Genomic DNA, 24,994 nt, shown 5'->3' with positions numbered 1-24,994 from the left:
ATATATATATACTTAAAAGCCTGAATCGAAAGATTCAGGCTTTTTTATTTTAAATAATTATAGCATATAAAAAAACTATTTTAGAATCAATCTATAATATCAATAGTGTTTTTAAAGTCACTCTGTATTTTGTATATTAGGAGAATTAAACAATAAAAAAAAACAGTATGGCATTTGACATAGATATGATTAAGAAAGTTTACAGCCAAATGGCAGAACGCGTAGATGCAGCACGTGAAGTCGTTGGTAAGCCACTAACACTTTCAGAGAAAATTTTATACAATCACCTTTGGGATGGTAAAGCAACTAAAGCTTTTACTAGAGGTAAAGATTATGTGGATTTTGCTCCAGATCGTATTGCTTTACAAGATGCAACAGCTCAAATGGCTTTATTGCAATTTATGCAAGCAGGTAAAAGTAAAGTTGCAGTGCCAACAACTACGCATTGCGATCACTTAATTCAAGCTAAAGATGGTGCTTCTACCGATTTAAAAAACGCTAATAATACATCTAGTGAAGTTTTTAATTTCTTAGAATCGGTATCTAATAAATATGGTTTAGGTTTCTGGAAGCCAGGAGCAGGAATTATTCACCAAGTAGTATTAGAAAATTATGCATTTCCAGGAGGAATGATGATTGGTACAGATTCTCATACAGTAAACGCTGGTGGATTAGGAATGGTTGCTATTGGAGTTGGTGGAGCAGATGCTGTAGATGTTATGGCTGGAATGGCTTGGGAACTTAAATTCCCTAAATTAATAGGTGTTAAATTAACAGGTAAATTATCAGGTTGGACAGCACCAAAAGATGTTATATTAAAAGTAGCAGGAATTGTCTCGGCAAAAGGAGGAACAGGAGCAATAGTTGAGTACTTTGGAGAAGGAGCAACCTCTATGTCTTGTACAGGAAAAGGTACTATTTGTAATATGGGAGCCGAAATTGGAGCAACAACTTCAACTTTTGGTTACGATGATTCTATGGAACGTTATTTACGTGCTACAGATAGAGCAGATGTTGCAGACGAAGCAAATAAAATTAGACCATATTTAACTGCTGATGCAGAAGTTTATGCTAATCCAGAGCAATATTTTGATGAAGTTATTGAAATTAATTTATCTGAATTAGGACCATTGTTAAACGGACCTTTTACACCAGATTTATCTACACCAATTGGTAGAGATATGTCAGCTAAAGCAAAAGAAAACGATTGGCCTATAGCTGTAGAATGGGGATTAATAGGGTCTTGTACGAACTCTTCTTACGAAGATTTATCTCGTGCATCTTCTATTGCTCAACAGGCTATAGACAAAGGTTTAAAAATGAAATCTGAATTAGGAATTAACCCTGGTTCTGAAAAAGTAAGATACACAGCAGATAGAGATGGTATTTTAGGCATCTTCGAAAAACTAGATGCTAAAATATTTACAAACGCTTGTGGACCATGTATTGGACAATGGGCAAGATATAGCGATCCTAAAAATGCACCAAAAAATAGTATTGTACATTCTTTTAATAGAAACTTTGCTAAGCGTGCAGATGGAAACCCAAATACACATGCCTTTGTTGCATCACCAGAAATAACTGCTGCAATAGCAATTGCTGGTCGTTTAGATTTTAATCCGTTAACAGATAGTTTAATTAACGAAAACGGAGAAGAAGTAATGTTCGATGAGCCAACAGGATGGGAATTACCACCTAAAGGTTTCGAAGTTAAAGACAACGGTTACTTAGCACCTCAAGCAGATGGAAGTGGAGTAGAAGTTAAAGTGAGTTCAACGTCTGAACGCTTACAATTATTAACACCTTTTACACCAATTGGAAGTGAAATTAAAGGAGCTAAATTATTAATAAAAGCATTTGGAAAATGTACAACAGACCATATTTCTATGGCTGGACCTTGGTTACGTTTCCGTGGACACTTAGATAATATTTCTAATAATTGTTTAATAGGTGCAGTTAACGCATTTGGTAAGAAAACCAACTTTGTTAAAAATCAATTAACAGGAGAATTTGGTGGAGTGCCAGATACGGCAAGAGCTTATAAAGCTGCTGCAGTTCATACAATTGTAGTAGGGGATCATAACTATGGTGAAGGATCTTCTAGAGAGCATGCAGCAATGGAGCCAAGACACTTAGGTGTTGTTGCTGTTATTGTAAAATCTTTTGCACGTATTCACGAAACAAACTTGAAAAAACAAGGGATGTTAGGTTTAACATTTGCTACAGAAAGTGATTACGATTTAATACAGGAGGATGATACATTCAACTTTGTTGATATGGCAGATTTTGCACCAGGAAAACAATTAACACTAGAAGCTGTTCATGCAGATGGAAGTAAAGATGTTATTATGCTTAATCATACGTATAATCAATCTCAAATAGATTGGTATAACGAAGGTTCTGCATTAAATTTAATAAAAAAGGAGAACGTTTAATTAACCTCTCTTTTTAAAATTTTAAAACTCCTAATATTTATTAGGAGTTTTTTTATACTATTTCTGTAAGTAATATTAAAAGATTACGACAAGTAACTATTAGTAGTTAACAAACAATAATATGAATTCACTTTGGTTTTTCGAAGACACCAATCTTTTTAAAGTGCTGTGTCCTCACAAGTTTAAAGCATACAAGAAAGAGCACGATTTTGATGCCTACAAAAAGAAGGATTACATTTATTTTACAGAAGATTCTGCGAACAAAGTTTATCTTATAGAAAAAGGAAAAGTTAAAGTCGGCTATTATAGTGAAGATGGACAAGAAGTAGTAAAAGCTATTTTATCTAAAGGGCAGTTATTTGGTGAAAAAGCAATTCTAGGAGAATTAAAGCGAGATGAGTTTGCACAATCTATAGACAATAGTACTTCTATTTGTCCTATAAGTGTAGATACTATGCATGAGCTTATGAGAGATAATCAAACCTTTAGTTTTAAAGTGTATAAATTTATTGGATTTAAGTTTAAAAAATTAGAAAGACGTCTTCAGCTTTTAATGTTTAAAGACACTAAAACAAGATTATTAGATTTTTTAGATGAATTGTGTACAGAATATGGATACGATTGCCCGAAAACAGGAGATCATGTTATTAAACATCCTTATACTCAAAAAGATATAGCTTCATTAATAGGAACTTCAAGACCTACTTTAAATATTTTAATTAATGAATTGAAAGAAGAAAAGGTTTTAGATTTTAATAGAAATGAAATTAGAATGTTTAAAACATCAGCATGATTTAAAGGATGTTTTTTTAAAGTTAGAAATACAAATTACAACCATAGCATCTGCTATGGTTTTTTTTATAAAAGAAGAACCCATACTCTTTTTATAGGTTTTTTTAAAAAAATGAGCATATGTTAGCTAGCTAACATTTAATAAGAATTTACTCATCTAATTTTGTAATAACAAATACAAACTTTAAAAAAAAACAAAACAATGATTAGAAAAATGATTTTAGGAGCCTTGGTATTAGGATTTTTTGCCACCTCTTGTAGTAACGACGACGATGCAGTAGTAGCAGCATCAACAACTTCTGGTTTAACAGTTAACCTTGAAGGATTGGAAGCACTTGGAGATGATTTCGTGTATGAAGGTTGGGTAATAGTAGATGGAAATCCAGTATCGACAGGTACATTTAGTTCTGTAACTTTTCCACAAACATTTCAAGTAAATACAGCACAATTAAATGCAGCAACTACGTTTGTTCTTTCAATTGAACCAGCAGTAGATTCAGATCCATTACCAGCTACAACAAAAATATTAGCAGGAGATTTTTCAGGAAACTCTGCTGCAGTAAACTCTAATTTAGTAGCAGATTTTTCTCTAGTAGCAGGAACTTACATTTTAGCAACACCAACAGATATGGACGATACTAATGAGTCTAGTGGTGTTTGGTTTTTAGACAATTCATCAGGTAGTGCAGCTATTGGTTTAACATTGCCAACATTATCTAGTGGATGGAAATATGAAGGTTGGGCAGTAATAGAAGGAACCCCAGTAAGTACAGGTACATTTATAGATGCATCAATGGCAGATAATAATGCAGGAACATCACCATTTAAAGGAGATGCAGGAAATGGCCCTGGTTATCCAGGAGAAGATTACTTACAAAATGCACCAACTGGAATAACATTTCCAACAGATTTAAAAGGCGCAACAATTGTAATTTCTGTAGAGCCAAGTCCAGATAATAATGCAGCACCATTTACATTAAAACCATTAGCGCATATGGTGCCAAGTGATGCTATGGATCATACAGCAATAACTATGGGTACAGGTCCAGTAACTTCTTTGTCAGGATCAGTAACAAGATAATTATAGATAAAACCACAGAATACTATTAATTGCCGAAACAGTATATAAGGTACTATAGTATAGTTTGTTTTTATTAGATTTGAAGCGTTAACTCAAAAGGTTAGCGCTTCATTGTTTTATAGTAGTTACAAATAGAATTTAATATTGGTATATATTATGGCTAAAAGAAAAATTTCAACTAAAAATATAATTTTTATAATAATTATTGCTTTGTTAATTATTCCGCAAACACGTCAGCAAATTCAAATAGCTTTACATATTGTAATTGCAAAATCGAGCCCTAGTGTTGAAAAAGAAGATGCTTTAGAAAAGGTAAGTAGTTATAATTGGCAGTTACAGGACTTAGAAGGGAATAGCTTCCAATTAGATCAAGCAAAGGGAAAAGTAACATTGGTGAATATTTGGGCAACCTGGTGTCCTCCTTGTATTGCAGAAATGCCTTCACTTCAAGATTTATATAATGATTATAGCGATAAAATTGAATTTGTTTTAGTCTCTAATGAAAAACAAGAAGTAATAAAGACTTTCTTGAAAAAGAAGAACTATAATTTAAAAATCTACTCACCTTTAACTGAGGCTCCCGAAACATTTAATGTAAGCAGTATTCCAAGAACTTTTCTATTAGATAGAGAAGGTAATATTATTATTGACGAATCTGGCGCTGCAAATTGGAATAGCGAAACTGTTAGAAATACTATAGATGAATTGATAAAACTATAATGTTTTAAAAAAGGCCTTTATAAATGCTAAAGAAAATAAAGATTTCATAACTTTTAATTCTTCTAATAATGAAGAGTCTTCGTCTAAAAACCGAAACATAGTTTCAATAGTGTTTTTAGCATAAAATTGCTCGAAAATCCATTCTCCTTTTTTGTTTTCGTCTAGTAAAACTTTTAGAAACACCTTATCGTAAAACTCGTATTTTTGTTTAAATAGCCCTTTTGATGGCTGTTTGTATAGTTTTAAATTTTCTACAATTGATGCCACTTTTTTTTCTGTGTGTTTAAACGAATAGCCAGTAGAACCTTTAACCCAACCACCAGCTGTACCAATTTTTGTAATATTTTTAGTTGAATAATTTTCGAAAGGAAAATTCGTCATTGGGATGTTTCCGCTTTCTGTTTCTATTATTTTATAACTTTCAATTTTTAAAATATCTTGAATGTATTTTTTAATGTAAACATCGTAGGTTTCTTCATCTACCAAATTTGCAGTAAAATACGTAAACTCTACTAGTGCTTTAGTTTCAGAGAAAGGCAAAACGTAAGTAAATGTAGTTTGTTCTCCATCTTTAAGTCTATAATCCATCATTGTAAATTGAGCTGGATTAAAAACGGGAGTTTCAGTTTCAATAATCCAACCTTTAAAATGCTGAATAATTTTAGTATAATTGTTTAATTCTGAAAAATAAACGTCAGTAATTCTACTATCAAAAACATGATGAGCAGAGTAGGAGTTAGATGCTGTTTTTACTACTGGTTTTGCTAAATCTTCAACTAAAACAACTTCATCTATAATAAAATGAATATTAGATTTTTCTATAAGTCTTCGTTTGGCTTCAGTATAAAAATCTAAAGCATATATGGCTTTATAAGTATAGGGACTAAGGTTTAATGAAAGTTGTTTCTCAGAAGAATAAAACAAAGCTGTATTCCAAGATTTTTTAACAATATTATCCCATTTCCCTTTGCCTTTTTCCCAAAAACTCCAGGTTTTATCGTTTATGCTTTTTTTAGATTTATCTATTAAAGCAATTTGTTTTCCATCGAAAAAAGAATCTTCAGCAAGTGATAATGCTAATTGTAAACCAGCAAGACCATTGCCAATAATAATGTAATCGAAAGATTTGCTACTTAGCATATTCTGTTTTAACGCTTAAAATATTTAAATGGCACGAATAGCATTCCAAAACATTCTCCATCACCTTTCCCTAAATGTTTATGATGCATTTTATGAGCACGTCTTAAACCTTTAGCATACCAATTATTAGAGTTTCTCAAAAGCTTAAAACGTTGATGAATAAAAATATCATGTACAATAAAATAAGAAGCACCATAAGCCATTATAGCTAAGGCTATTGGTAGACAATACCAAATACCTTCGTAACTCCAAAGGTAAAAGCAGGTCATGCTTACTATAGCATAGAAAATAAAAAAAGTATCGTTACGCTCGAACCAACTATCATGTTCTTTATGGTGGTGATCTTTATGTAATGACCATAAAAAACCATGCATTATGTATTTATGGGTAAACCACGCCATAAATTCCATGGCACTAAATGTTACTAAAAAAACGAGGATCCAGAATAAAGTTTGCATTACAATAAATTTAGTTGATATTTTACGTAACTCCTAGTTAATAGCTCTACTTTTTTATAATTTGGAACTCTTATTCGTGTATTTTTAATTTCTAAAGCAGGTGTCTTTTTTAATTTTTTTAATAGTTGATTGTAATAACGATAAGCCATAAAAACACCAAATTTTGCTTCTATAGGCAGTAGTTTTACACCTTCAAGACCTTTTGCGAAATCACTTTCAATATCTTTTATAATTAATTGCTTAGCACTTTCGTCAAGATTATTTAAATCTGTATTAGGAAAATAAGAGCGTTCTAAAACATCAAAATCTGCTTTTAAATCTCTTAAAAAATTTACTTTCTGAAAAGCAGAGCCTAACGACATGGCTGATGCTTTTAATTCGTTGTATTTAGTATCATCTCCTTTAACAAAGACTTTTAAACACATAAGACCAACAACATCTGCAGAACCATATATATAATCATTGTATTCGTTTTCTGTTAAATAAGTAGTCTTAGAAAGGTCAAGTTTCATACTTCTCATAAAAGAATCTACCATATGCTTCTCAATGCTGTATTTATGGTATGTGTGCTGGAAAGCATTAAGAATTGGGTTTAAGCTTATTTTGTTTGCCAAAGAGTCTTCTAAATCTGCTTCAAATTTTATAAATAGTGTTTCCTTGTCGTAATCGTGAAACGAATCTACAATCTCATCTGCAAACCTAACAAAACCGTAAATATTATAAATATCTTGTCTAATCGAAGTCGCAAGCATTTTCGTAGCCATAGAAAATGACGTGCTGTAAGATTGGGTAACAATCTTACTACAACTATTAGAAACCGTATCGAATAATGCTTTCATAAATTAAATATGGTGTTTTTTTATTAATCCTGCAACCAGTTTTCCTGAGATAAGAGCTGGAGGAACTCCTGGACCAGGAACCGTTAATTGTCCAGTAAAATATAAATTATCTACTTTATTACTCTTTAAATTAGGTCTTAAAAAAGCAGTTTGCATTAAGGTATTTGCCATTCCGTATGCATTTCCTTTATAAGAGTTATAGTCTTCTATAAAATCGTTTACACAATAAGACTCTTTAAAGATAATCGATTCTCTAACATCTTGAGAAGTTAATTTTTCAAATCTTTTTAAAATTTTCTCAAAATATAGCGTTCTTAATGCTTCTGTATCTTCAATTCCTGGAGCTAATGGGATTAAAAATATTCCCGCTTCTTTTCCTTTTGGAGCAGAACTTTCGTCTGTAATACTTGGGAAACTAGCATAGAACAAAGGGTTTTCTGGCCATTTCGGATTGTCGTAAATATCTTGGGCGTGAACATCAAAATCCACATCAAAAAATAAAGTATGATGATTAACGTTTTTTAGTTTTTTGTCAAAACCAACATAAAATAATAACGATGATGGAGCGAATGTTTTTTTGCTCCAATATTTTTCAGAATACTGTCTGTACTCATTATCAAGCAAAGTCTCACTATGGTGGTAATCTGCACCACTTAAAATAACATCTGCTGTATGTGTTTCTCCGTTCGAAATAATACCAGTTGCTTTTCCATTATCTACGATAATTTTATCAATTGGGCTTTCTGTTTTAATAACAACTCCAAGAGATTTCGCTAAAGCTTCCATTGCGAGTACTACTTGGTACATTCCTTTTTTAGGATGAAATGTCCCGATACCAAAATCGGCATAATTCATAAAACTATAAAAAGAAGGAGTTCTACTTGGTTTAGCTCCCAAAAACAATACGGGAAACTCTAATATTTGAGCTAAACGTTCATTTTTAAATTCCTTTCTAACATCACGTTTTATAGTGCTTAAAAACTGACTTATTTTTTTTATAGTTACAGGAGTAACTAACTCTAATGGAGAAACACCAGGTCTATATACTAAGTCTTTTATAGCAACATCGTAATTGTTTTGAGCATTATCAATAAATTTCTTTAGCTTTTTTGCGCTTCCTGCTTCTTCTTTTTCAAATGCTGAATATATTTTTTCTATTGTATCTTCAATAGTGATGTAGTCGTCTTTTCCAAAGTAGACACTATAAGCTGGATTAAGTTTTTCTAATGTGTAGAAATCTGAAGGTTTTGTATTGAAATCAGAAAAGAAACGCTCGAAAACATCTGGCATCCAATACCATGTTGGCCCAATATCAAAGGTGAAACCTTCTTTTTTTAATTGTCTTGCACGACCTCCAATAGAGGAGTTCTTTTCAAAAATAGTTACTTCGTTACCTGACTGTGCTAAGTAGCACGCAGCAGATAATGATGAGAAACCAGAACCTAATATGTGTATAGTTTTTTTCATTTGTTCAACAAATATAATAAATAATTAAACAAAATTGTTTTTTATCTATATTGAGTTTAGTAAATTTTCTATTGAGTTAAATTTATATGTGCCTTTTGGAAGTTTTTCTTCACTAATAGTATTAGTTTTATAACCTAATATACAAAGATTTGCTACTCCATTATTTGTGATTTTTTTATTAAAATTACTTATGTAAGAATACATATCCTTATTATCAGGTTTAACCGTAAAGTAAGTTATAAACGTAATATCTTTAAAAAGGGTTTTAAAACTGCTTAAATTATCTAAAGGAACACTTTCTCCAAGATAAATAGTTTTGTAACCTCTACTTCTTAGTTCATAATTTACAAATAATAAACCAATATCATGAATTTCATTTTCAGGTAAGAATAAAACGAACGTTTTGGTTTCGTTCTCAGGAGCTGAGTTTGCTAGTCTTTCTATATTAATTAATACTTTTTGTTTTATTAATGTAGAAATGAAATTTTCATGAGCAGGTATTATTGTATTCGTTTGCCACAATAAACCAATGTCATTAAATAGTGGTAAGAAAATAGAATGAAAAATATCTTTAAACGATCTCTTTTCTATTTGCTTATTATAAGTATTATTAAATAAGACTTGGTCAAAATTTAACATCGAAATCTTTAATGCATTTATTGCATCATCTTCACTTTTTTCTAATAAAGCAATTTCTTTAACTTTTTCGGTAATGTCTTGCTCGTTTAACCTTGCTATTTTTGATATTTTTATACCATTATTATTTAGGTAAGTAATATTTAAAAGCTTCTGTAAACTTTCAAGATTATAGTTTCTAATATTGGTATCAGATCTATTGGGTTCAAGTAGCATATATCTTTTTTCCCAAATTCTTATAGTATGAGCCTTGACACCCGAAAGGTTTTCAAGATCTTTAATGCTAAAGTTTGTTTTAATATTGTTCATAGTATTGCTAAAATAGTTAAACAAAACAAAACAATAGCGTTTAGTATTAAAATTTTTTAAACTAAATTGAAAAATAAGAAACTGAAGAGTAATGTAAAAAGAAGGATTTAATTGTACGCACGAGAAGATTCGAACTTCCACGATCTTATCGATCACTGACCCCTCAAGCCAACGCGTCTACCAATTCCGCCACGTGCGCATTTAAAATTTAGGATAAAAAAAAGTTAAGCAGGGCTTAACTTTTTTAGTGACCGGGCTGGGGCTCGAACCCAGGACCCTCTCCTTAAAAGGGAGATGCTCTACCAACTGAGCTACCAGGTCATTTTGTTGTTCGAATGCAAGTCTTTACTTGTTATAGTAATGTACATAAATATACGTTTGCTATAAAAAAAAATAAAAAAAAAGTTAAGCAGGGCTTAACTTTTTTAGTGACCGGGCTGGGGCTCGAACCCAGGACCCTCTCCTTAAAAGGGAGATGCTCTACCAACTGAGCTACCAGGTCATTCGTTATTCGGGTGCAAATATAGAACCTTTTATTAGTATTCCAAGTGTATTTTAATTTTTTTTTTGTTTTTTTGTCTACTTGAATTCTACTTATTTAATAATCAAATAATAAGACATAAAATGAATATTGTTTTAATTGGATACATGGCATCTGGAAAGTCTAAAATAGGTGTAGAGCTTGCAAAAAAATTGAATTACACCTTCAAAGATTTAGATAATGTTATTGAAAAAGGAGAAAATAAAAGCATAAAAGAGATTTTTGTCGATTCTGGTGAATTGTATTTTAGAAAGAAGGAAAAAGAATATTTAGATTCTTTAATTAAAGAATCTAATAGTACAATAATTTCACTTGGAGGAGGAACACCGTGCTATTACGACACAATGGAAAGTATGTTAACTAATAGTAGTTTAAAAACCGTATACCTAAACGTTAGTACTCCTGTTTTGGTTAGTAGGCTAAATAATGAAAAGTCGAAACGACCATTAATAGCTCATATTAAAACAGATGAGCTATTAACAGAGTTTATTGGGAAGCATCTTTTCGAAAGAGCTTTTTATTATAATAAGTCAGAAGTGAAAATAAATGCTAATGGAAAAGTAGAAGATATAATAGAAGATATTATCCTTCAGTTATTTTAAATTTACTTCAAACTTTTTACCCTCTAAAATAACTTCAACATGTTCATTTAATGATGTAGAAAGAGAAATGCCTTTAAAATCTGCTTTAACAGGATATTTTTTATGATTTCTATTAACCAGTACAGCTGTTTTAAATTTCTTTAATGGTACATCTAAAAAGTGCTTAACTCCGTAAATTAATGTTGTCCCTGAGTTTAAAACATCGTCAATAAGGATTATCGATTTATTTTTATAATCTTCTTCTGGGATTGATGTTTTTATAGCCTCTAATGGGTTTTTCTTATCAATTATTACTTTACATAAAACTGGATTAATAGGAGAGATTCTACTAAGAACAGATTTTAGTTTTTTAGCTAAAATGTAACCATTAGAGTCTATTCCAGCTAAAATGACTTCAGTTTCATTACTATTAGCTTCATAAATTTGATAAGCGATTCTTCTTATTTTATGGGTTATCTCATCGTGAGAAAGAATACAATTTTTTAAAGTAGTCATAATCTTTTGTTTTAATTGAAAGAATAATTATTCTTCTTCATTTTCTTTATAGACGTCATCAATATCTCTTCTGTCCTTTTTAGTCGGCCTTCCTGTACCTTTTTTTCTATAGTAATCTTTTGCGAATTTAAGTAACTCCTGAGATTCAAAGGCAGATTTAGGTGTGGTATCAACCCTATAAATATCAACTAACTTAGCTCCAATACGGTTTGGAGGTATATCTAAAATAGAAACAGTATAGTTAATTTGATTCTTCCGTATTTCAATTTTATCTGTTGGATAAACATCTCTACTTGGTTTTGTAACTTGGCCATTCACCTTTATATGGCCTTTTTTACATGCTGTTGTAGCTATATTTCTAGTCTTGAAATATCTAACACACCATAAATACTTGTCAATTCGCATATAATTTAACTTAATTCTACGTTAATGATATTGTGCAAAGTTATTATATAGTTTATCTTGCACCCAAAAATAAGCAAAAATGAATTTAAGAAAATTTTTAATCCCAACTTTATCGTTGTTTTTTATAGCTTTCTCTTGTAAAGATGATGAGACAGAATTTGAAAGTACTCCACCAAGAGATAGACAAGAGGTTTACGACGAGAATGAGGTAGAAATTCAAACATATCTTGAAACACATTTCTTTAACTATGAAGATTTTGATTTCACCGATAATACCAATCCAGCTAACGACGAGTTTACTTTAGTTTTAGATCTTATTTCTACAGATAACGGTACTCAAGATAGAACACCAATTATCGATTATTTAAATCAAGCAGATGGTGTTTATCCAAGATTGGATATAAAAATAGTAACTGAAAATGATATAGATTATAACCTGTACATTTTAAAAGTTAGAGAAGGAGAAGGAGATAATATAAGTACACTAGATGCTGCTGCTATGACTTATAGTGGAACAATAGTAGACGGTTCTGTGTTCGATAGTCAAGTTAGTATAGAGTCTGGACAGCCTTTTATTCTTACAGGAGTAGGAAGTGTTGGAGGAGTTGTTGCTGGATTTAGAGAAGGAATAGTTGAATTTAAAACATCGACAGGGTATACAGAAAATGGAGATGGATCTGTAGGTTATCAAGGCCATGGAATTGGAGTAATATTTATGCCTTCAGGTTTAGGCTACTTTTCATTACCGCCAACTGCTGATATACCTCAATATTCACCTTTGTTTTTTAATTTAAAAGTGGTTTCAAGAAGTAATACAGATTACGATTCAGATGGAGTACCTTCACATTTAGAGCACCCAGATGGTGATTTTACAGAGGATGATGATGATACAGATGGAGATTCATTTGTGAATTTTATAGATAGTGATGATGATGGAGATGGTGTATTAACTAGTGATGAAGTGCAGCAAAAAGAATATGAAGATGATGGTACAAGCCAATTCATGACTAAAGCAGATGCACAAGCTTATTATACAGCTAATGCCGCTTCAGATGAAATATTTATTAGAATTGAAGCAGAGCTGGATGGAACATATACTTTACACACTTTAATAGTGCCAGCAACAATGGTAAATGGTGTTTCTTTACCTAACTACTTAAATTCTGCGATTACTACCGAATTAGAATAGTTTAATAAATACATAAAAAAAGCCCAATTTAAAATTTAAATTGGGCTTTTTACGTTTTAGAGGTTTTATAATTCAATAGAAAGACTTAATATTAATTGATTTGATCTTGTGTCTAATCTGTCAATATTTACTGTAGAATTGTTTGAAATAATAGTTACTTCATTATCCGTAAAACCACGTTCGTAACGTAAATCTATTCCAATAGAGTCAAAGTTTATTCCAATTCCAAAGTTTAGACCTACTGTAAAATCATTCTCTAGATTGCTAACACGTGCACTGTCAAAATCCGAATCTAAGATATATTGAAACGCAGGACCAGCAAAAACACTTAACGGTCCTAAAACTTTAATACCAACTAAAATAGGAGCATCAATACGTTTTTGCTCAAAATCTCCAGTATCATATTCACTGCCAGTTTTAGTATACATAAGTTCTGGTTTTAAGTACACTTTGTCTCCTATTTTACCAAAAACACCAATGTGATAGCCAATTGCTCGTGTTGGATCATCGAAAGTGTTACTAATAGAATTAAAGTAATCACCATTAGCATTGTAATTTATTCCACCTTTAATTCCAAATCCGCTTCCGTTTTGAGCAATTGCAGATAAAACAATAGCCAGAATAAAGATGGTAGATAAACATACTCTTTTACTTAAATCACTTTTACTAATGAAGTGATTCTGAAGATTTTCAAAATTTCTCATAATTGTCGCTTTTTAATGTGAACTGTAACTTTAAACGAAAATCATGCCAATATATTTTATTATACAATTGACTCTAAGATTGTAATAAATAAAAAAAGGCTAAAAAATTAATTAATTTTTTAGCCTTTTAAGAATGTTTTATTTTAAAGAATACTACTTTCTTTTTACCACTTTTTCACAAGCCTTAATAATAGCATTGGCATTTAAACCATACTTTTCCATTAATTGAGCAGGTGTTCCAGACTCACCAAAAGTATCGTTAGTAGCAACAAATTCTTGAGGTGTTGGTTTGTGTTGAGATAAAACTCTTGCAACACTTTCTCCAAGACCACCTAAATGGTTATGTTCTTCGGCAGTAACAATACATTTTGTTTTACTTACAGAATCTATAATTGCTTTAGCATCTAAAGGTTTAATAGTATGAATATCTATAACTTCGGCAGAAATGCCTTTTTCATTTAAAGATTTTGCAGCCTCTAGTGCTTCCCAAACTAAATGTCCCGTAGCAACAATAGTAACATCTGTACCATCTATTAAATGTAATGCTTTACCGATTTCAAATTTCTGATCAACAGGAGTAAAGTTTGCTACTTTTGGTCTTCCAAATCGTAAATACACAGGACCTTTATGGTCTGCAATTGCTATAGTAGCAGCCTTAGTTTGGTTGTAATCACAGGTGTTAATTACAGTCATTCCAGGTAACATTTTCATTAATCCAATATCTTCAAGAATTTGGTGTGTTGCACCATCTTCTCCTAAAGTTAAACCAGCGTGCGAAGCGCAAATTTTCACGTTTTTATCAGAATAAGCAATACTCTGTCTAATTTGATCATAAACACGACCAGTAGAAAAGTTTGCAAAAGTTCCCGTAAATGGTATTTTGCCACCAATAGTTAAACCGGCTGCAATACACATCATATTTGCTTCTGCAATTCCAATCTGGAAAAAGCGTTCTGGGTTTTCTTCTATAAATTGATCCATTTTAAGGGAGCCAATTAAATCTGCACAAAGTGCAACTACATTTGGGTTTGTTCTTCCTAATTCTGTTAATCCTGCTCCAAATCCTGAGCGTGTATCCTTATTTCCTTGATTTTCGTATGTTTTCATCTTTTGTCTCTTAATTTGAAGGATTAATAATCGCCTAAAGTTTCAGCATTCTGTGCTAAACCAATAGCTAATTGGGCATCGTTAGGTGCTTTTCCATGCCAAGCATGCGTATGCATCATAAAATCTATTCCATTACCCATTACTGTTTTTAATAATACGCAAACAGGTTTTCCTTTTCCAGTTAAAGATTTTGCTTCTGCCATACCTTTTAAAATAGCATCGATATTATTTCCTTCTTCAATTTCTAAAACAGTCCAACCAAAAGCTTCAAATTTACCTTTTATACTACCCATTGGTAATACAGTATCTGTCGAACCATCAATTTGCTGACCATTTAAATCTATTGTAGCAATTATATTATCTACATTTTTTCCTGCAGCATACATAATAGCTTCCCAATTTTGGCCTTCTTGTAATTCGCCATCTCCATGTAAGCTATAAATTAAGTGATTACAACCATTTAGTTTTTTTGCTTGTGCGGCACCAAGAGCAACACTCATACCTTGTCCAAGAGAACCTGAAGCAATACGAATACCTGGTAATCCTTCGTGAGTTGTTGGGTGTCCTTGTAAACGTGTGTTTAATAGTCTAAAAGTATTTAACTCTTCTACTGGAAAATAACCACATCTAGCTAAAACACTATAGTAAACAGGTGAAATATGACCATTAGAAAGGAAAAATAAATCTTCACCAATGCCATCCATGTCAAAACCTTCTTTTCTATCCATTATCTCGTTGTAAAGCGAAACAAAAAATTCTGCGCAGCCTAAAGAACCTCCTGGATGTCCAGAATTCACCTTGTGTACCATTCGTAAAATATCTCTACGAACTTGAGTTGTAATGTCTTCTAATTGTTGTGTGTTTGCCATTATTTTTAGCTTGATTTATAAAGCATCAAAAATAACTTTTTTTATGAAGCTAAACAAAGACAGAGTTAGTGCACTTATTAACGAATTAATACAATTTGCTAACAATTGTAAAGTTTTAGTGTATAATAAAAATTATTTGGGCGTTACCACAAGGGTCGCGCTATCCACTACAAGTCCTCGCACTTCCTACGTCAGGCTGTGGGCTTTCCGCTACTATCACTAACGCGCTTGCCTATAAAGTACAGTTAAACCACGATACTAATTTTATTTTTGTAAGTAATAGAAACTTTTTAGAATTTTATTAAATGTTTAAGAAGCTATGTTATTTTGTTAATTATCTTTACCAGCTGAATATTTCCATAAATTATGACATTCGAATTAAAAGGTAAAGATGCACAAAGTAGTGCAAGAGCAGGAGTATTGACTACAGATCATGGTGTAATAGAAACACCAATTTTTATGCCAGTTGGTACAGTTGCTTCTGTAAAGGGAGTGCACCAACGTGAGCTAAAAAACGATATCAATCCAGATATTATTTTAGGTAATACCTATCATTTATATTTAAGACCTCAAATAGACGTTTTAGAAAAAGCAGGAGGTTTGCATAAATTTATGAATTGGGACCGTAATATTTTAACAGATTCTGGTGGTTACCAAGTCTATTCTTTATCTGCTAATAGAAAAATTAAAGAAGAAGGCGTAAAGTTTAAATCTCATATCGATGGTAGTTACCATACATTTACACCAGAGAGTGTAATGGAAATTCAACGTAGCATTGGAGCAGATATTATTATGGCTTTCGATGAGTGTACACCATATCCTTGCGATTATAATTATGCAAAACGCTCAATGAAGATGACGCATAGATGGTTAGATCGCTGTATTAATCATTTAGAGAAAGTACCATTTAAATACGATTATTCTCAAGCATTTTTTCCAATTGTACAAGGAAGTTGTTATAAAGATTTGCGTGTGCAATCTGCAGAATATATTGCAAATTCTGGAGCAGTAGGTAATGCTATTGGAGGATTATCTGTTGGAGAACCAGCAGAAGAAATGTATGCGATGACAGAAATAGTAACAGCAATACTTCCAGAAGATAAACCACGTTATTTAATGGGAGTTGGTACACCAATTAACATTTTAGAGAACATTGCACTTGGTGTAGATATGTTTGATTGTGTTATGCCAACACGTAACGCAAGAAATGGGATGCTTTTTACAGCACATGGTTCCATAAATATTAAAAATTTAAAATGGAGAGACGATTTTTCTGCTTTAGATGAAATGGCAATTACTTGGGTAGATACAGATTATTCTAAGGCCTATGTAAGACATCTATTTACTGTAAACGAAAGATTAGCAGCCCAAATAGCAACTATTCATAATTTAGGTTTTTACATGTGGTTGGTTCGTGAAGCTAGAAAGCATATCTTGGCAGGAGATTTTAGAACTTGGAAAGATATGATGGTTAAACAAATGGATAAAAGGTTATAAAAATTGAATTTGAACTCGAAATTGAAACTAAAAAATAGAAAAAGTAAATAAGCAACAGTTTCCTTTCCTTTGGAAAGGATTAAGGATAGGAATTGTTAAAAGAGGATGAAAATACTAGATTGGTACATATTAAAGCGCTATTTACTCACATTTTTAATGATGATATTACTGTTTATTCCTATTGGAATAACAGTTCACCTTGCAGAAAAAATAGGAAAAATTTTAGAGAATAATGCGCCATTTGGTGAAGTAATGCTATATCTATTAGATTTTACCGTTTACTTCGCTCACCTATTATTTCCTTTGTTTTTATTCCTTTCGGTAATTTGGTTTACTTCAAAATTAGCAAATAATACAGAGATAGTTGCCTTTTTAAGTTCGGGAGTTTCATTTTCAAGATTTTTAAGACCTTATTTAATAGGTGCCACTATAGTTGGGTTAATTTCTATTGTTTTAGGCTTGTACCTAGCTCCAAATGCTAGTAAAGGGTTTAACGATTTTCAGTATAAATACTTAAAAGGAAGAAAAAGTACTCAAAGTCAAAAACTGTTTAAACAGATTAATGATAACGAAATTATTTACGTTAGTAGTTTTGATGCATCTAGAGCTCAGGCTTTAAACTTTACTCTTGAACATTTTGAAGAAGATAAATTAATCTATAAAATTAATGCAAATAGCATAAGATATATAGAGGAAGATTCTATTTATAGAATGCGTAATTATTTTAAACGTACAATTACAGAAGGAAATGATATTCTAGTTACTGAAAGAAAAAAAGACACTATTTTTAGTTTCGAGTTGGAAGACTTAGTACCAGACGATTATATTGCAGAAACTCTTAATTATATAGATTTAAACCGCTTTATTACACGCGAAGAAAAAAGAGGATCGTCTAATATTGGTCGTTATAAATTAGAATTATATAGAAAATGGAGTTTACCTGTTTCTGTATTTATATTAACAATTATAGCAGTTGCTGTGTCCTCAATTAAAAGAAGAGGTGGAATGGGCGTAAATCTTGCTTTTGGTATTACTATTGCCATGATTTTTGTGTTCTTCGATAAAGTCTTTGGTACTATGGCAGCGCAGTCCGATTTCTCACCATTAATAGCCGTTTGGTTTCCTAACGTAGTTTTTGGTATTTTAGCAGTTATATTATTATACAATGCTAAACGATAAACTTAAAAACTATTTACATTTACATTTTTTAGTCTTTATAGCTGGCTTTACAGCTATTTTAGGAAAACTTATTACTATTGAAGCTGTTTCTTTAGTATGGTTTCGTATGGTAATTGCTACCATATTCATGCTTATTTATATAAAAGTAGCAAAAGTAGATATCTCAATAGATAGAAAAACACTTTTTAAGTTTTCTGTTGGAGGAATTATTATCGCTTTACATTGGATTACATTTTTTGGAGCGATCGATGTTTCTAATATATCAATAGCTTTAGCTATGTTTTCTACAGGAGCATTTTTTGCTTCATTTATAGAGCCCATAGTTTATAAACGTAAAGTTATTTGGTACGAAATTCTCTTCGGAATTATAGTAATTATAGGAATTGCAATCATTTTACAAACAGAAATGAAGCATATTACAGGAATATTATTGGGTATTTTATCTGCCTTTTTTTCATCATTATTTGCAGTATTAAATGGTAAGTTTCTTGAAAAAGATTCAGCTACAAAAATTTCATTTTACGAGTTTATTGCAGGTGTTATTTTTATTTCACTGTTTATACTACTATTTGGAGATGGTTTTTCTGCAGAATACTTCAAATTAAGTCTTGAAGATTTTATATATCTATTAATTTTAGCAACCATTTGTACTGCTTATGCATTTATCGCATCAGTATATGTAATGAAGCAAATTAGCCCATATACAGTAGTGCTTACCTATAATTTAGAACCTATTTATGGTGTTGTTTTGGCACTTATTATATTTCCGTTAACAGAAACCATGTCACCTTCATTTTATTATGGAGCATTAATAATATTGACTACTGTAATATTAAATGGGATAATAAAAAACACAAAAGCCTTTAAAAATAAGAAGACACAAAACCAAAAAATTGTGTAATTTTGTAAACTAACTAAGAAATTATTAATACAATTCTCAATGGAATATTTAGAATTTGAATTACCAATAAAAGAACTAGAAGACCAATTAACTAAATGTCAAGTTATTGGTGCAGAAAGCGATGTAGATGTTACAGAAACTTGTAAACAGATAGAGAAAAAGCTTGTTGCTACTAAAAAGGACATCTACAAGAACTTAACACCATGGCAACGTGTACAAATGTCGCGTCATCCAAACAGACCATATACTTTAGATTACATTAAAGCTTTATGTGGAGACTCTTTTTTAGAGTTACATGGAGATCGTAATTTTAAAGACGATAAAGCCATGATTGGTGGTTTAGGTAAAATTGGAGACCAAAGTTACATGATCATTGGTCAACAAAAAGGGTACAATACCAAAACAAGACAATATAGAAATTTTGGAATGGCAAATCCTGAAGGTTATCGTAAAGCATTACGCTTAATGAAATCTGCAGAAAAATTTGGTATCCCTGTAATTACACTTCTGGATACTCCTGGAGCATATCCTGGATTAGAAGCAGAAGAACGTGGTCAAGGAGAAGCTATTGCTAGAAATATTCTTGAAATGACACGCCTTAAAGTACCAATAATTACTATTGTAATTGGTGAAGGTGCTTCTGGTGGAGCATTAGGTATAGGAGTAGGAGATAAGGTGCTAATGTTAGAAAACACATGGTATTCTGTAATCTCTCCAGAATCTTGTTCTTCAATTTTATGGAGAAGTTGGGAGTATAAAGAACAAGCTGCCGAAGCTTTAAAATTAACTGCTAACGACATGAAAAAAATGAAGATAGTTGATGAAATTATTAAAGAACCTTTAGGAGGAGCTCATAGCAATAGAGAAAAAACCTTTGCAACTGTAAAAATAGCTATAGAAAAATCTTACGATGAGTTTAAAAACTTATCACCAAAAGATTTAGTTGCTCAACGTATGGATAAATATTCTCAAATGGGAGTTTATAAAGGCTAACAGTAATAAATACTTAAAATATTAAAATCTGAAAGTTGACCTTTCAGATTTTTTTATGCTTATTAACAATATTATTGACTTATTAACAGTTCAATTGTTAATGAGGTGTTAAGATTCAACAGTCTTAAAAACCACATTCTCGTAACAATTGTTTTACATTCGCTTAAGATGAAGCAACCACAAAACGTATCTGGATACAAAGTAGATAAAAGTACAATTATCTCTCTTGAAAAAGGGAAAATACCACCGCAAGCTATTGATTTAGAAGAGGTTGTGCTTGGAGCGATGATGATTGATAAAAAAGGTGTCGATGAGGTAATCGATATTTTAAGCCCAGATGCTTTCTATAAAGAAGCGCATCAGCATATTTTTGAAGCCATCTTTATGTTGTTTCAAGAGAGTCAACCAATTGACTTATTAACCGTTTCTACGCAATTAAAAACTAATGCTAAGTTAGATTTATCAGGAGGTGATTTTTACCTTATTTCGCTAACCCAAAAAGTATCATCTTCTGCACATATTGAGTTTCATGCACGTATAATTTTACAAAAATTTATTCAGCGAAGCTTAATTAGAATTTCAAGCGAAATTATAGAAACAGCTTACGATGAAACTCAAGATGTTTTCGATTTATTAGATACTGCTGAATCTAAGTTATATGAAGTAACCCAAGGTAATATTAAAAAATCAAGTGAAACAGCTCAAGATTTAGTAATACAAGCCAAAAAGAAAATTGAAGAAATTTCGAAAAAAGACGGAATGAGTGGTGTTCCTTCTGGTTTCGATAAGCTAGATAAACTAACATCAGGATGGCAACCAAGTGATTTAATTATCGTTGCAGCACGTCCAGGTATGGGGAAAACAGCCTTTACTTTAACAATGGCTAGAAATATAGCTGTAATGCATAATATTCCTGTAGCTTTTTTCTCTTTAGAGATGGCATCTGTACAGTTAATTACAAGACTAATTTCTAGTGAAACAGGTTTGTCATCTGAGAAATTAAGAACAGGAAAATTAGAAAAACATGAGTGGGAACAATTAAATGTTAAGGTAAAAGCACTTGAAAAAGCACCTTTATTTATTGATGACACACCATCACTTTCAATTTTCGATTTACGTGCAAAAGCAAGACGTCTAGCATCTCAGCATGGCATTAAAATGATAATGATTGATTACTTACAGCTTATGACAGCTGCAGGTAGTGGAGGAAACAGAGAGCAAGAAATATCTACTATTTCTAGAAACTTAAAAGCATTAGCAAAAGAATTAGAAGTGCCTGTAATTGCACTATCACAATTATCGCGTGCTGTAGAGACACGTGGAGGAAGTAAAAGACCTTTACTTTCAGATTTACGTGAATCTGGAGCCATCGAGCAAGATGCAGATATTGTATCGTTTATTTACAGACCAGAATATTATAAAATTGATGAATGGGATGACGACGATCAATCTCCAACTGCTGGACAAGGTGAGTTTATTGTTGCTAAACATAGAAATGGTGGGCTAGATAGTATTCGTTTAAAGTTTATTGGAAACTTAGGTAAGTTCGATAATTTAGATGATTTCGATACACCTTTTTCATCTGGGCAAGAATTTCACAGTAAAATGAATGCTGCATCAAACGATGACACTTTTAAAACAGATAATTTTACAGCATCACCAGAAGATGCCTTTGGAGCTCCGGATGATGAGGTGCCATTTTAAAATATTTAAGCTTTAAAAGCTTAATCTACTGTTAAAATCAATAAATAAAAGTTTACATTAAATTATCTTTACATAAACAAGTGTAACAATAATGGATAAAGTCCGTACAACAAACTACTTACTGTTAATTATAGTAATACCAATAATATTTTATTTACTTAAAGTATTGTCGTTTATATTTATTCCGTTGTTTTTCTCAATGTTTATAGCATTGTTGTTTTTACCATTAATGCGTTTTCTAAAACGTAGAGGTGTGCATAAAATAATTAGTATTTGTATAGTATTATTAATAATAATTCTTGGTGTAAAGCTAGGAGTAGAGTTGGTAAAGTTATCGAGTAAGCAAATAATGGAAAGCGATTCTGCTTTCTTTCTAAAAGCACAAACTAAAGTAAATGATTTAGTTTACGATGTAGAATCTGTTTTTGGTACAGATACAATTAAAGATGACAACGCAAAACTATCGCGTTTTTTAAATAAAGATGCTATTTTTAAAAATTTCGGTAACACGCTAAGCGTTATTAGTAAGGCGCTTACAGCCTTGTTAATGACGGTTTTCTTTGTAGTACTTTGGTTAGCTGAATCGATAAATATTGAAAACCTTCTAAACAAAACCATATTAAAGAAAAGACACCAATCTATAAAAACGTTTATTAAAATTGAAAACGATTTAATAAAATTTATTAAAGTAAAAGTACTTGTTAGCTTTCTTACAGGCTTGTTTACAGGTTTAGCATGTTATTTCTTCGATGTTAGCTTTCCTATTTTTTGGGGATTATTTGCATTCTTGATCAATTTTGTACAAATGGTAGGTTCTTTTATTACGGTTATATTACTTTCTGTCTTTGCATTTGTAGAATTAGAAGCGTCCAGTGCATTACTATTTTTTATTATTGCAATTGCAGGAACACAAGTATTATATGGCTCTATATTAGAACCCATATTTATGGGAAAATCTTTTTCTATAAACGTTATAACAGTTCTTGTAGCCTTAATGTTTTGGGGATTTATTTGGGGAGTTCCAGGTTTAATAATGGCCATTCCTGTTACTGTATGCTTAAAAATTATTCTTGAGCAATTTCCTAGTACAAGAGAAGTGGCTAAGCTTATTTCGGCTTAATTAATTTTTACCATTTCTGTAATACCATTTCTAAAAAGGAATAATTTTTGATTATCTTTCAAGAGGATTATTTCAATACTAATCCTTTTTTGAAATAATTAGAAACAAGACAATGAGAAAAATACTATTCATATTAATTTTCCTATTAACAAGCCAAAGTTATGCATCATATATATTGGTGCCAATGGATTCCGAAACACAAGAAAATCACCTAAAAGCATATGGAATTACCTATTGGACGTTAGCAAAAGATATAAAAGTAAAATGGCTATTAAACTATAGAGGTGGTTCTTTTTTATTGCCAGACACAGACGAAATTCGAAAAGAATGTAAAATTAGAGGCGTAAGTTTCGAGGTGTTAAGTAATGATAATGCAGAAAGTATTCTTAAAGACATTAGCAGTCCAAGCAAAAATATGGAAGCTGTAGTTTTAGAAAAAGCACCAAAAATTGCAGTTTACACTCCAAAAGGTAAATTGCCTTGGGATGATGCAGTGACAATGGTATTAACTTATGCCGAAATACCATACGAAACCATTTATGATGAAGACGTATTAAAAGATGAACTTATTCTCTACGATTGGTTACACCTGCATCATGAAGATTTTACAGGACAGTTTGGCAAATTCTATGCACGATACAGGACAGCAGCTTGGTATATAGAAGAAAAACAATTAGCCGAGGCTCTAGCAACAAAATTAGGATATAACAAAGTATCTAACGAAAAAAGAGATGTCGCTCTTAAAATTAGAGACTATGTTGTAGGTGGAGGGTTTATGTTTGCTATGTGCAGTGCCACAGACAGTTTCGATATCGCATTATCTGCCGAAGGTGCCGACATCTGCGAGCCAATGTTCGATGGAGATGCAAGCGATGCCAATTACCAATCCAAAATACAATACCATAAAACCTTCGCTTTTAAAGATTATACATTAGAGCGCAGTCCAATGGTTTATGAGTTTTCTAGTATAGATATGACTTCAAAACGAAAAATCCCTAAACAAACAGATTATTTTACACTAATGGATTTCTCAGCAAAATGGGATCCAATCCCAACCATGTTATGCCAAAACCACACAGCTTTAGTAAAAGGCTTTATGGGACAAACAACCTCTTTTACTAGAGAGCAAATTAAAAGTAACGTGCTTGTAATGGGAGAAAATAGAACCAATGGAGAAGCAAAATACATACATGGTATTAAAGGAAAAGGCTTTTTTACCTTTTATGGAGGTCACGATCCTGAAGATTATACGCATAAAGTTGGTGATCCTAAAACAGAATTAGACCTGCATCCAACGTCTCCAGGTTATAGATTAATACTTAATAATGTGTTATTTCCTGCGGCTAAAAAGAAAAAGCAGAAGACTTAAATTATTTTAGACGTTACCAAAACATGCCTCAAAAGCATGTTTCGGTCAGGCTCTCGGCAGTCGCTTCCAGACAAAAAGTCTGGAGAGCTCCAACAATGCCTCCATCCTTAACGCAATATCCCAAACATAGTTTCTTAATTCAAATTACAGTAATACTTAAATATTAAGCAATGTCAGCAAAAGACGATATTTTAAAAAAAATTCAAATATTAATAACCAACCATTTTAGAACTCCAGAAGAAGCTTTTCGTTTTTTCGATGAGAATGGAGATGGCAAGCTCTCAAAATCTGAAATTAAAAACTTACTTAAAGAAGCAGAAATCAGTGGATTTATTCGTGGGATGGTAAGCTCTAAATTAATAGAAGGTTACGATAAAGATGGAGACCATTCAATAAACTGGGAAGAATTTAAAGCAGCAATAGACGAAATTTCTAATTAAAT

The 24,994-nt window shown here is 31.6% G+C and carries 24 protein-coding genes and 3 tRNA genes; 14 read left to right on the top strand and 13 right to left on the bottom strand.

The window, feature by feature from the left end; translation table 11 throughout:
* Window positions 1–167: 167 nt before the first annotated feature.
* The 4 genes from CW733_RS07650 to CW733_RS07635 all read left to right on the top strand — a co-directional run bounded on the left by CW733_RS07650 (window position 168) and on the right by CW733_RS07635 (window position 5,028).
* Window positions 168–2,435 carry an aconitate hydratase gene (locus CW733_RS07650; RefSeq protein ID WP_100996632.1) on the top strand — a complete coding sequence of 756 codons (2,268 nt, stop codon included), beginning with the start codon at window positions 168–170 and terminating at the stop codon, window positions 2,433–2,435.
* Between the two features lie 121 nt (window positions 2,436–2,556).
* Complete coding sequence (locus CW733_RS07645) at window positions 2,557–3,228, top strand: Crp/Fnr family transcriptional regulator (RefSeq protein WP_100996631.1); 672 nt, start codon at window positions 2,557–2,559, stop codon at window positions 3,226–3,228.
* A gap of 201 nt (window positions 3,229–3,429) precedes the next feature.
* Window positions 3,430–4,308 (top strand): anti-sigma factor, encoded by an 879-nt coding sequence (locus CW733_RS07640; RefSeq protein ID WP_157811557.1) that lies wholly within the window; start codon window positions 3,430–3,432, stop codon window positions 4,306–4,308.
* A gap of 156 nt (window positions 4,309–4,464) precedes the next feature.
* Window positions 4,465–5,028, top strand: coding sequence for a TlpA disulfide reductase family protein (locus CW733_RS07635; protein ID WP_100996629.1), 564 nt, complete (start codon window positions 4,465–4,467; stop codon window positions 5,026–5,028).
* Here CW733_RS07635 and CW733_RS07630 read toward each other — a convergent pair.
* From CW733_RS07630 to CW733_RS07595, 8 genes are all read right to left on the bottom strand, one after another.
* A complete protein-coding gene (locus CW733_RS07630; RefSeq protein ID WP_100996628.1) occupies window positions 5,023–6,168 on the bottom strand; it encodes a lycopene cyclase family protein in 1,146 nt (381 codons plus the stop codon). The two genes, CW733_RS07635 and CW733_RS07630, sit on opposite strands and share 6 nt — an antisense overlap.
* 8 nt (window positions 6,169–6,176) lie before the next feature.
* Entirely contained in the window at window positions 6,177–6,626 is a 450-nt protein-coding gene (locus CW733_RS07625) for a sterol desaturase family protein (protein ID WP_100996627.1), read from the bottom strand.
* Entirely contained in the window at window positions 6,626–7,465 is an 840-nt protein-coding gene (locus tag CW733_RS07620) for a phytoene/squalene synthase family protein (RefSeq protein ID WP_100996626.1), read from the bottom strand. The genes CW733_RS07625 and CW733_RS07620 overlap by 1 nt, the downstream gene beginning before the upstream one ends.
* Before the next feature lie 3 nt (window positions 7,466–7,468).
* Complete coding sequence (locus CW733_RS07615) at window positions 7,469–8,932, bottom strand: NAD(P)/FAD-dependent oxidoreductase (RefSeq protein WP_100996625.1); 1,464 nt, start codon at window positions 8,930–8,932, stop codon at window positions 7,469–7,471.
* Between the two features lie 45 nt (window positions 8,933–8,977).
* Window positions 8,978–9,877 (bottom strand): MerR family transcriptional regulator, encoded by a 900-nt coding sequence (locus CW733_RS07610; protein ID WP_100996624.1) that lies wholly within the window; start codon window positions 9,875–9,877, stop codon window positions 8,978–8,980.
* A gap of 114 nt (window positions 9,878–9,991) precedes the next feature.
* Window positions 9,992–10,076 (bottom strand) — tRNA-Leu (locus CW733_RS07605).
* Window positions 10,077–10,125: 49 nt separating this feature from the next.
* Window positions 10,126–10,198 (bottom strand) — tRNA-Lys (locus CW733_RS07600).
* Between the two features lie 108 nt (window positions 10,199–10,306).
* A tRNA-Lys gene (locus tag CW733_RS07595) sits at window positions 10,307–10,379 on the bottom strand.
* 122 nt (window positions 10,380–10,501) lie between these two features.
* Between CW733_RS07595 and CW733_RS07590 the strand changes: the two genes are divergently transcribed.
* Window positions 10,502–11,020, top strand: coding sequence for a shikimate kinase (locus CW733_RS07590; RefSeq protein ID WP_100996623.1), 519 nt, complete (start codon window positions 10,502–10,504; stop codon window positions 11,018–11,020).
* Here CW733_RS07590 and CW733_RS07585 read toward each other — a convergent pair.
* On the bottom strand, window positions 11,012–11,515 hold the full coding sequence (locus CW733_RS07585; RefSeq protein ID WP_100996622.1) for a phosphoribosyltransferase family protein: 504 nt from the start codon (window positions 11,513–11,515) through the stop codon (window positions 11,012–11,014). The two genes, CW733_RS07590 and CW733_RS07585, sit on opposite strands and share 9 nt — an antisense overlap.
* A 27-nt stretch (window positions 11,516–11,542) precedes the next feature.
* Window positions 11,543–11,920 (bottom strand): RNA-binding S4 domain-containing protein, encoded by a 378-nt coding sequence (locus tag CW733_RS07580; RefSeq protein WP_100996621.1) that lies wholly within the window; start codon window positions 11,918–11,920, stop codon window positions 11,543–11,545.
* 79 nt (window positions 11,921–11,999) lie between these two features.
* Between CW733_RS07580 and CW733_RS07575 the strand changes: the two genes are divergently transcribed.
* Window positions 12,000–13,109, top strand: coding sequence for an FKBP-type peptidyl-prolyl cis-trans isomerase (locus CW733_RS07575; RefSeq protein WP_100996620.1), 1,110 nt, complete (start codon window positions 12,000–12,002; stop codon window positions 13,107–13,109).
* Window positions 13,110–13,174: 65 nt separating this feature from the next.
* On the opposite strand, the gene CW733_RS07570 is transcribed toward CW733_RS07575, so the two are convergent.
* The 3 genes from CW733_RS07570 to CW733_RS07560 all read right to left on the bottom strand — a co-directional run bounded on the left by CW733_RS07570 (window position 13,175) and on the right by CW733_RS07560 (window position 15,789).
* Entirely contained in the window at window positions 13,175–13,813 is a 639-nt protein-coding gene (locus tag CW733_RS07570; RefSeq protein ID WP_100996619.1) for an outer membrane beta-barrel protein, read from the bottom strand.
* A 153-nt stretch (window positions 13,814–13,966) separates the two neighbouring features.
* Window positions 13,967–14,920: a transketolase family protein gene (locus CW733_RS07565; protein ID WP_100996618.1), complete on the bottom strand. Its 954-nt coding sequence runs from the start codon at window positions 14,918–14,920 to the stop codon at window positions 13,967–13,969.
* Between the two features lie 23 nt (window positions 14,921–14,943).
* A complete protein-coding gene (locus tag CW733_RS07560) occupies window positions 14,944–15,789 on the bottom strand; it encodes a transketolase (protein ID WP_100996617.1) in 846 nt (281 codons plus the stop codon).
* Window positions 15,790–16,155: 366 nt separating this feature from the next.
* Between CW733_RS07560 and tgt the strand changes: the two genes are divergently transcribed.
* From tgt to CW733_RS07520, 8 genes are all read left to right on the top strand, one after another.
* Entirely contained in the window at window positions 16,156–17,286 is a 1,131-nt protein-coding gene (gene tgt / locus CW733_RS07555; RefSeq protein ID WP_100996616.1) for a tRNA guanosine(34) transglycosylase Tgt, read from the top strand.
* Between the two features lie 105 nt (window positions 17,287–17,391).
* Entirely contained in the window at window positions 17,392–18,465 is a 1,074-nt protein-coding gene (locus CW733_RS07550; protein ID WP_100996615.1) for an LptF/LptG family permease, read from the top strand.
* Window positions 18,452–19,366, top strand: a complete 915-nt coding sequence (locus tag CW733_RS07545) for a DMT family transporter (protein WP_100996614.1) — start codon at window positions 18,452–18,454, stop codon at window positions 19,364–19,366. Before CW733_RS07550 ends, CW733_RS07545 begins: the two co-directional genes overlap by 14 nt.
* Before the next feature lie 39 nt (window positions 19,367–19,405).
* Entirely contained in the window at window positions 19,406–20,359 is a 954-nt protein-coding gene (locus tag CW733_RS07540) for an acetyl-CoA carboxylase carboxyltransferase subunit alpha (protein ID WP_100996613.1), read from the top strand.
* Between the two features lie 168 nt (window positions 20,360–20,527).
* Complete coding sequence (gene dnaB / locus CW733_RS07535; protein WP_100996612.1) at window positions 20,528–22,063, top strand: replicative DNA helicase; 1,536 nt, start codon at window positions 20,528–20,530, stop codon at window positions 22,061–22,063.
* 91 nt (window positions 22,064–22,154) lie between these two features.
* Window positions 22,155–23,183: an AI-2E family transporter gene (locus tag CW733_RS07530; RefSeq protein WP_100996611.1), complete on the top strand. Its 1,029-nt coding sequence runs from the start codon at window positions 22,155–22,157 to the stop codon at window positions 23,181–23,183.
* 112 nt (window positions 23,184–23,295) lie between these two features.
* Complete coding sequence (locus CW733_RS07525) at window positions 23,296–24,552, top strand: asparagine synthetase B (protein WP_198520119.1); 1,257 nt, start codon at window positions 23,296–23,298, stop codon at window positions 24,550–24,552.
* Window positions 24,553–24,722: 170 nt separating this feature from the next.
* A complete protein-coding gene (locus tag CW733_RS07520; RefSeq protein ID WP_100996609.1) occupies window positions 24,723–24,992 on the top strand; it encodes an EF-hand domain-containing protein in 270 nt (89 codons plus the stop codon).
* Window positions 24,993–24,994: the final 2 nt, after the last annotated feature.

It is taken from the genome of Lacinutrix sp. Bg11-31 (assembly GCF_002831665.1).
Classification (GTDB): Bacteria; Bacteroidota; Bacteroidia; order Flavobacteriales; family Flavobacteriaceae; genus Lacinutrix.
The sequence above is the reverse complement of the archived record's forward strand: the minus strand, read 5'-3'. Positions and strand labels throughout refer to the sequence as shown.

Coding starts and splice junctions, on each gene's coding strand:
- CW733_RS07570 (WP_100996619.1), bottom strand. CDS start 13,813: ATGAGAAATTTTGAAAATCTTCAGAATCACTTCATTAGTAAAAGTGAT.
- CW733_RS07650 (WP_100996632.1), top strand. CDS start 168: ATGGCATTTGACATAGATATGATTAAGAAAGTTTACAGCCAAATGGCA.
- CW733_RS07580 (WP_100996621.1), bottom strand. CDS start 11,920: ATGCGAATTGACAAGTATTTATGGTGTGTTAGATATTTCAAGACTAGA.
- CW733_RS07590 (WP_100996623.1), top strand. CDS start 10,502: ATGAATATTGTTTTAATTGGATACATGGCATCTGGAAAGTCTAAAATA.
- CW733_RS07645 (WP_100996631.1), top strand. CDS start 2,557: ATGAATTCACTTTGGTTTTTCGAAGACACCAATCTTTTTAAAGTGCTG.
- CW733_RS07525 (WP_198520119.1), top strand. CDS start 23,296: ATGAGAAAAATACTATTCATATTAATTTTCCTATTAACAAGCCAAAGT.
- CW733_RS07540 (WP_100996613.1), top strand. CDS start 19,406: ATGGAATATTTAGAATTTGAATTACCAATAAAAGAACTAGAAGACCAA.
- CW733_RS07585 (WP_100996622.1), bottom strand. CDS start 11,515: ATGACTACTTTAAAAAATTGTATTCTTTCTCACGATGAGATAACCCAT.
- CW733_RS07565 (WP_100996618.1), bottom strand. CDS start 14,920: ATGAAAACATACGAAAATCAAGGAAATAAGGATACACGCTCAGGATTT.
- CW733_RS07545 (WP_100996614.1), top strand. CDS start 18,452: ATGCTAAACGATAAACTTAAAAACTATTTACATTTACATTTTTTAGTC.
- CW733_RS07560 (WP_100996617.1), bottom strand. CDS start 15,789: ATGGCAAACACACAACAATTAGAAGACATTACAACTCAAGTTCGTAGA.
- CW733_RS07610 (WP_100996624.1), bottom strand. CDS start 9,877: ATGAACAATATTAAAACAAACTTTAGCATTAAAGATCTTGAAAACCTT.
- CW733_RS07630 (WP_100996628.1), bottom strand. CDS start 6,168: ATGCTAAGTAGCAAATCTTTCGATTACATTATTATTGGCAATGGTCTT.
- CW733_RS07615 (WP_100996625.1), bottom strand. CDS start 8,932: ATGAAAAAAACTATACACATATTAGGTTCTGGTTTCTCATCATTATCT.
- CW733_RS07620 (WP_100996626.1), bottom strand. CDS start 7,465: ATGAAAGCATTATTCGATACGGTTTCTAATAGTTGTAGTAAGATTGTT.
- CW733_RS07520 (WP_100996609.1), top strand. CDS start 24,723: ATGTCAGCAAAAGACGATATTTTAAAAAAAATTCAAATATTAATAACC.
- tgt (WP_100996616.1), top strand. CDS start 16,156: ATGACATTCGAATTAAAAGGTAAAGATGCACAAAGTAGTGCAAGAGCA.
- CW733_RS07640 (WP_157811557.1), top strand. CDS start 3,430: ATGATTAGAAAAATGATTTTAGGAGCCTTGGTATTAGGATTTTTTGCC.
- CW733_RS07530 (WP_100996611.1), top strand. CDS start 22,155: ATGGATAAAGTCCGTACAACAAACTACTTACTGTTAATTATAGTAATA.
- CW733_RS07550 (WP_100996615.1), top strand. CDS start 17,392: ATGAAAATACTAGATTGGTACATATTAAAGCGCTATTTACTCACATTT.
- CW733_RS07625 (WP_100996627.1), bottom strand. CDS start 6,626: ATGCAAACTTTATTCTGGATCCTCGTTTTTTTAGTAACATTTAGTGCC.
- CW733_RS07575 (WP_100996620.1), top strand. CDS start 12,000: ATGAATTTAAGAAAATTTTTAATCCCAACTTTATCGTTGTTTTTTATA.
- dnaB (WP_100996612.1), top strand. CDS start 20,528: ATGAAGCAACCACAAAACGTATCTGGATACAAAGTAGATAAAAGTACA.
- CW733_RS07635 (WP_100996629.1), top strand. CDS start 4,465: ATGGCTAAAAGAAAAATTTCAACTAAAAATATAATTTTTATAATAATT.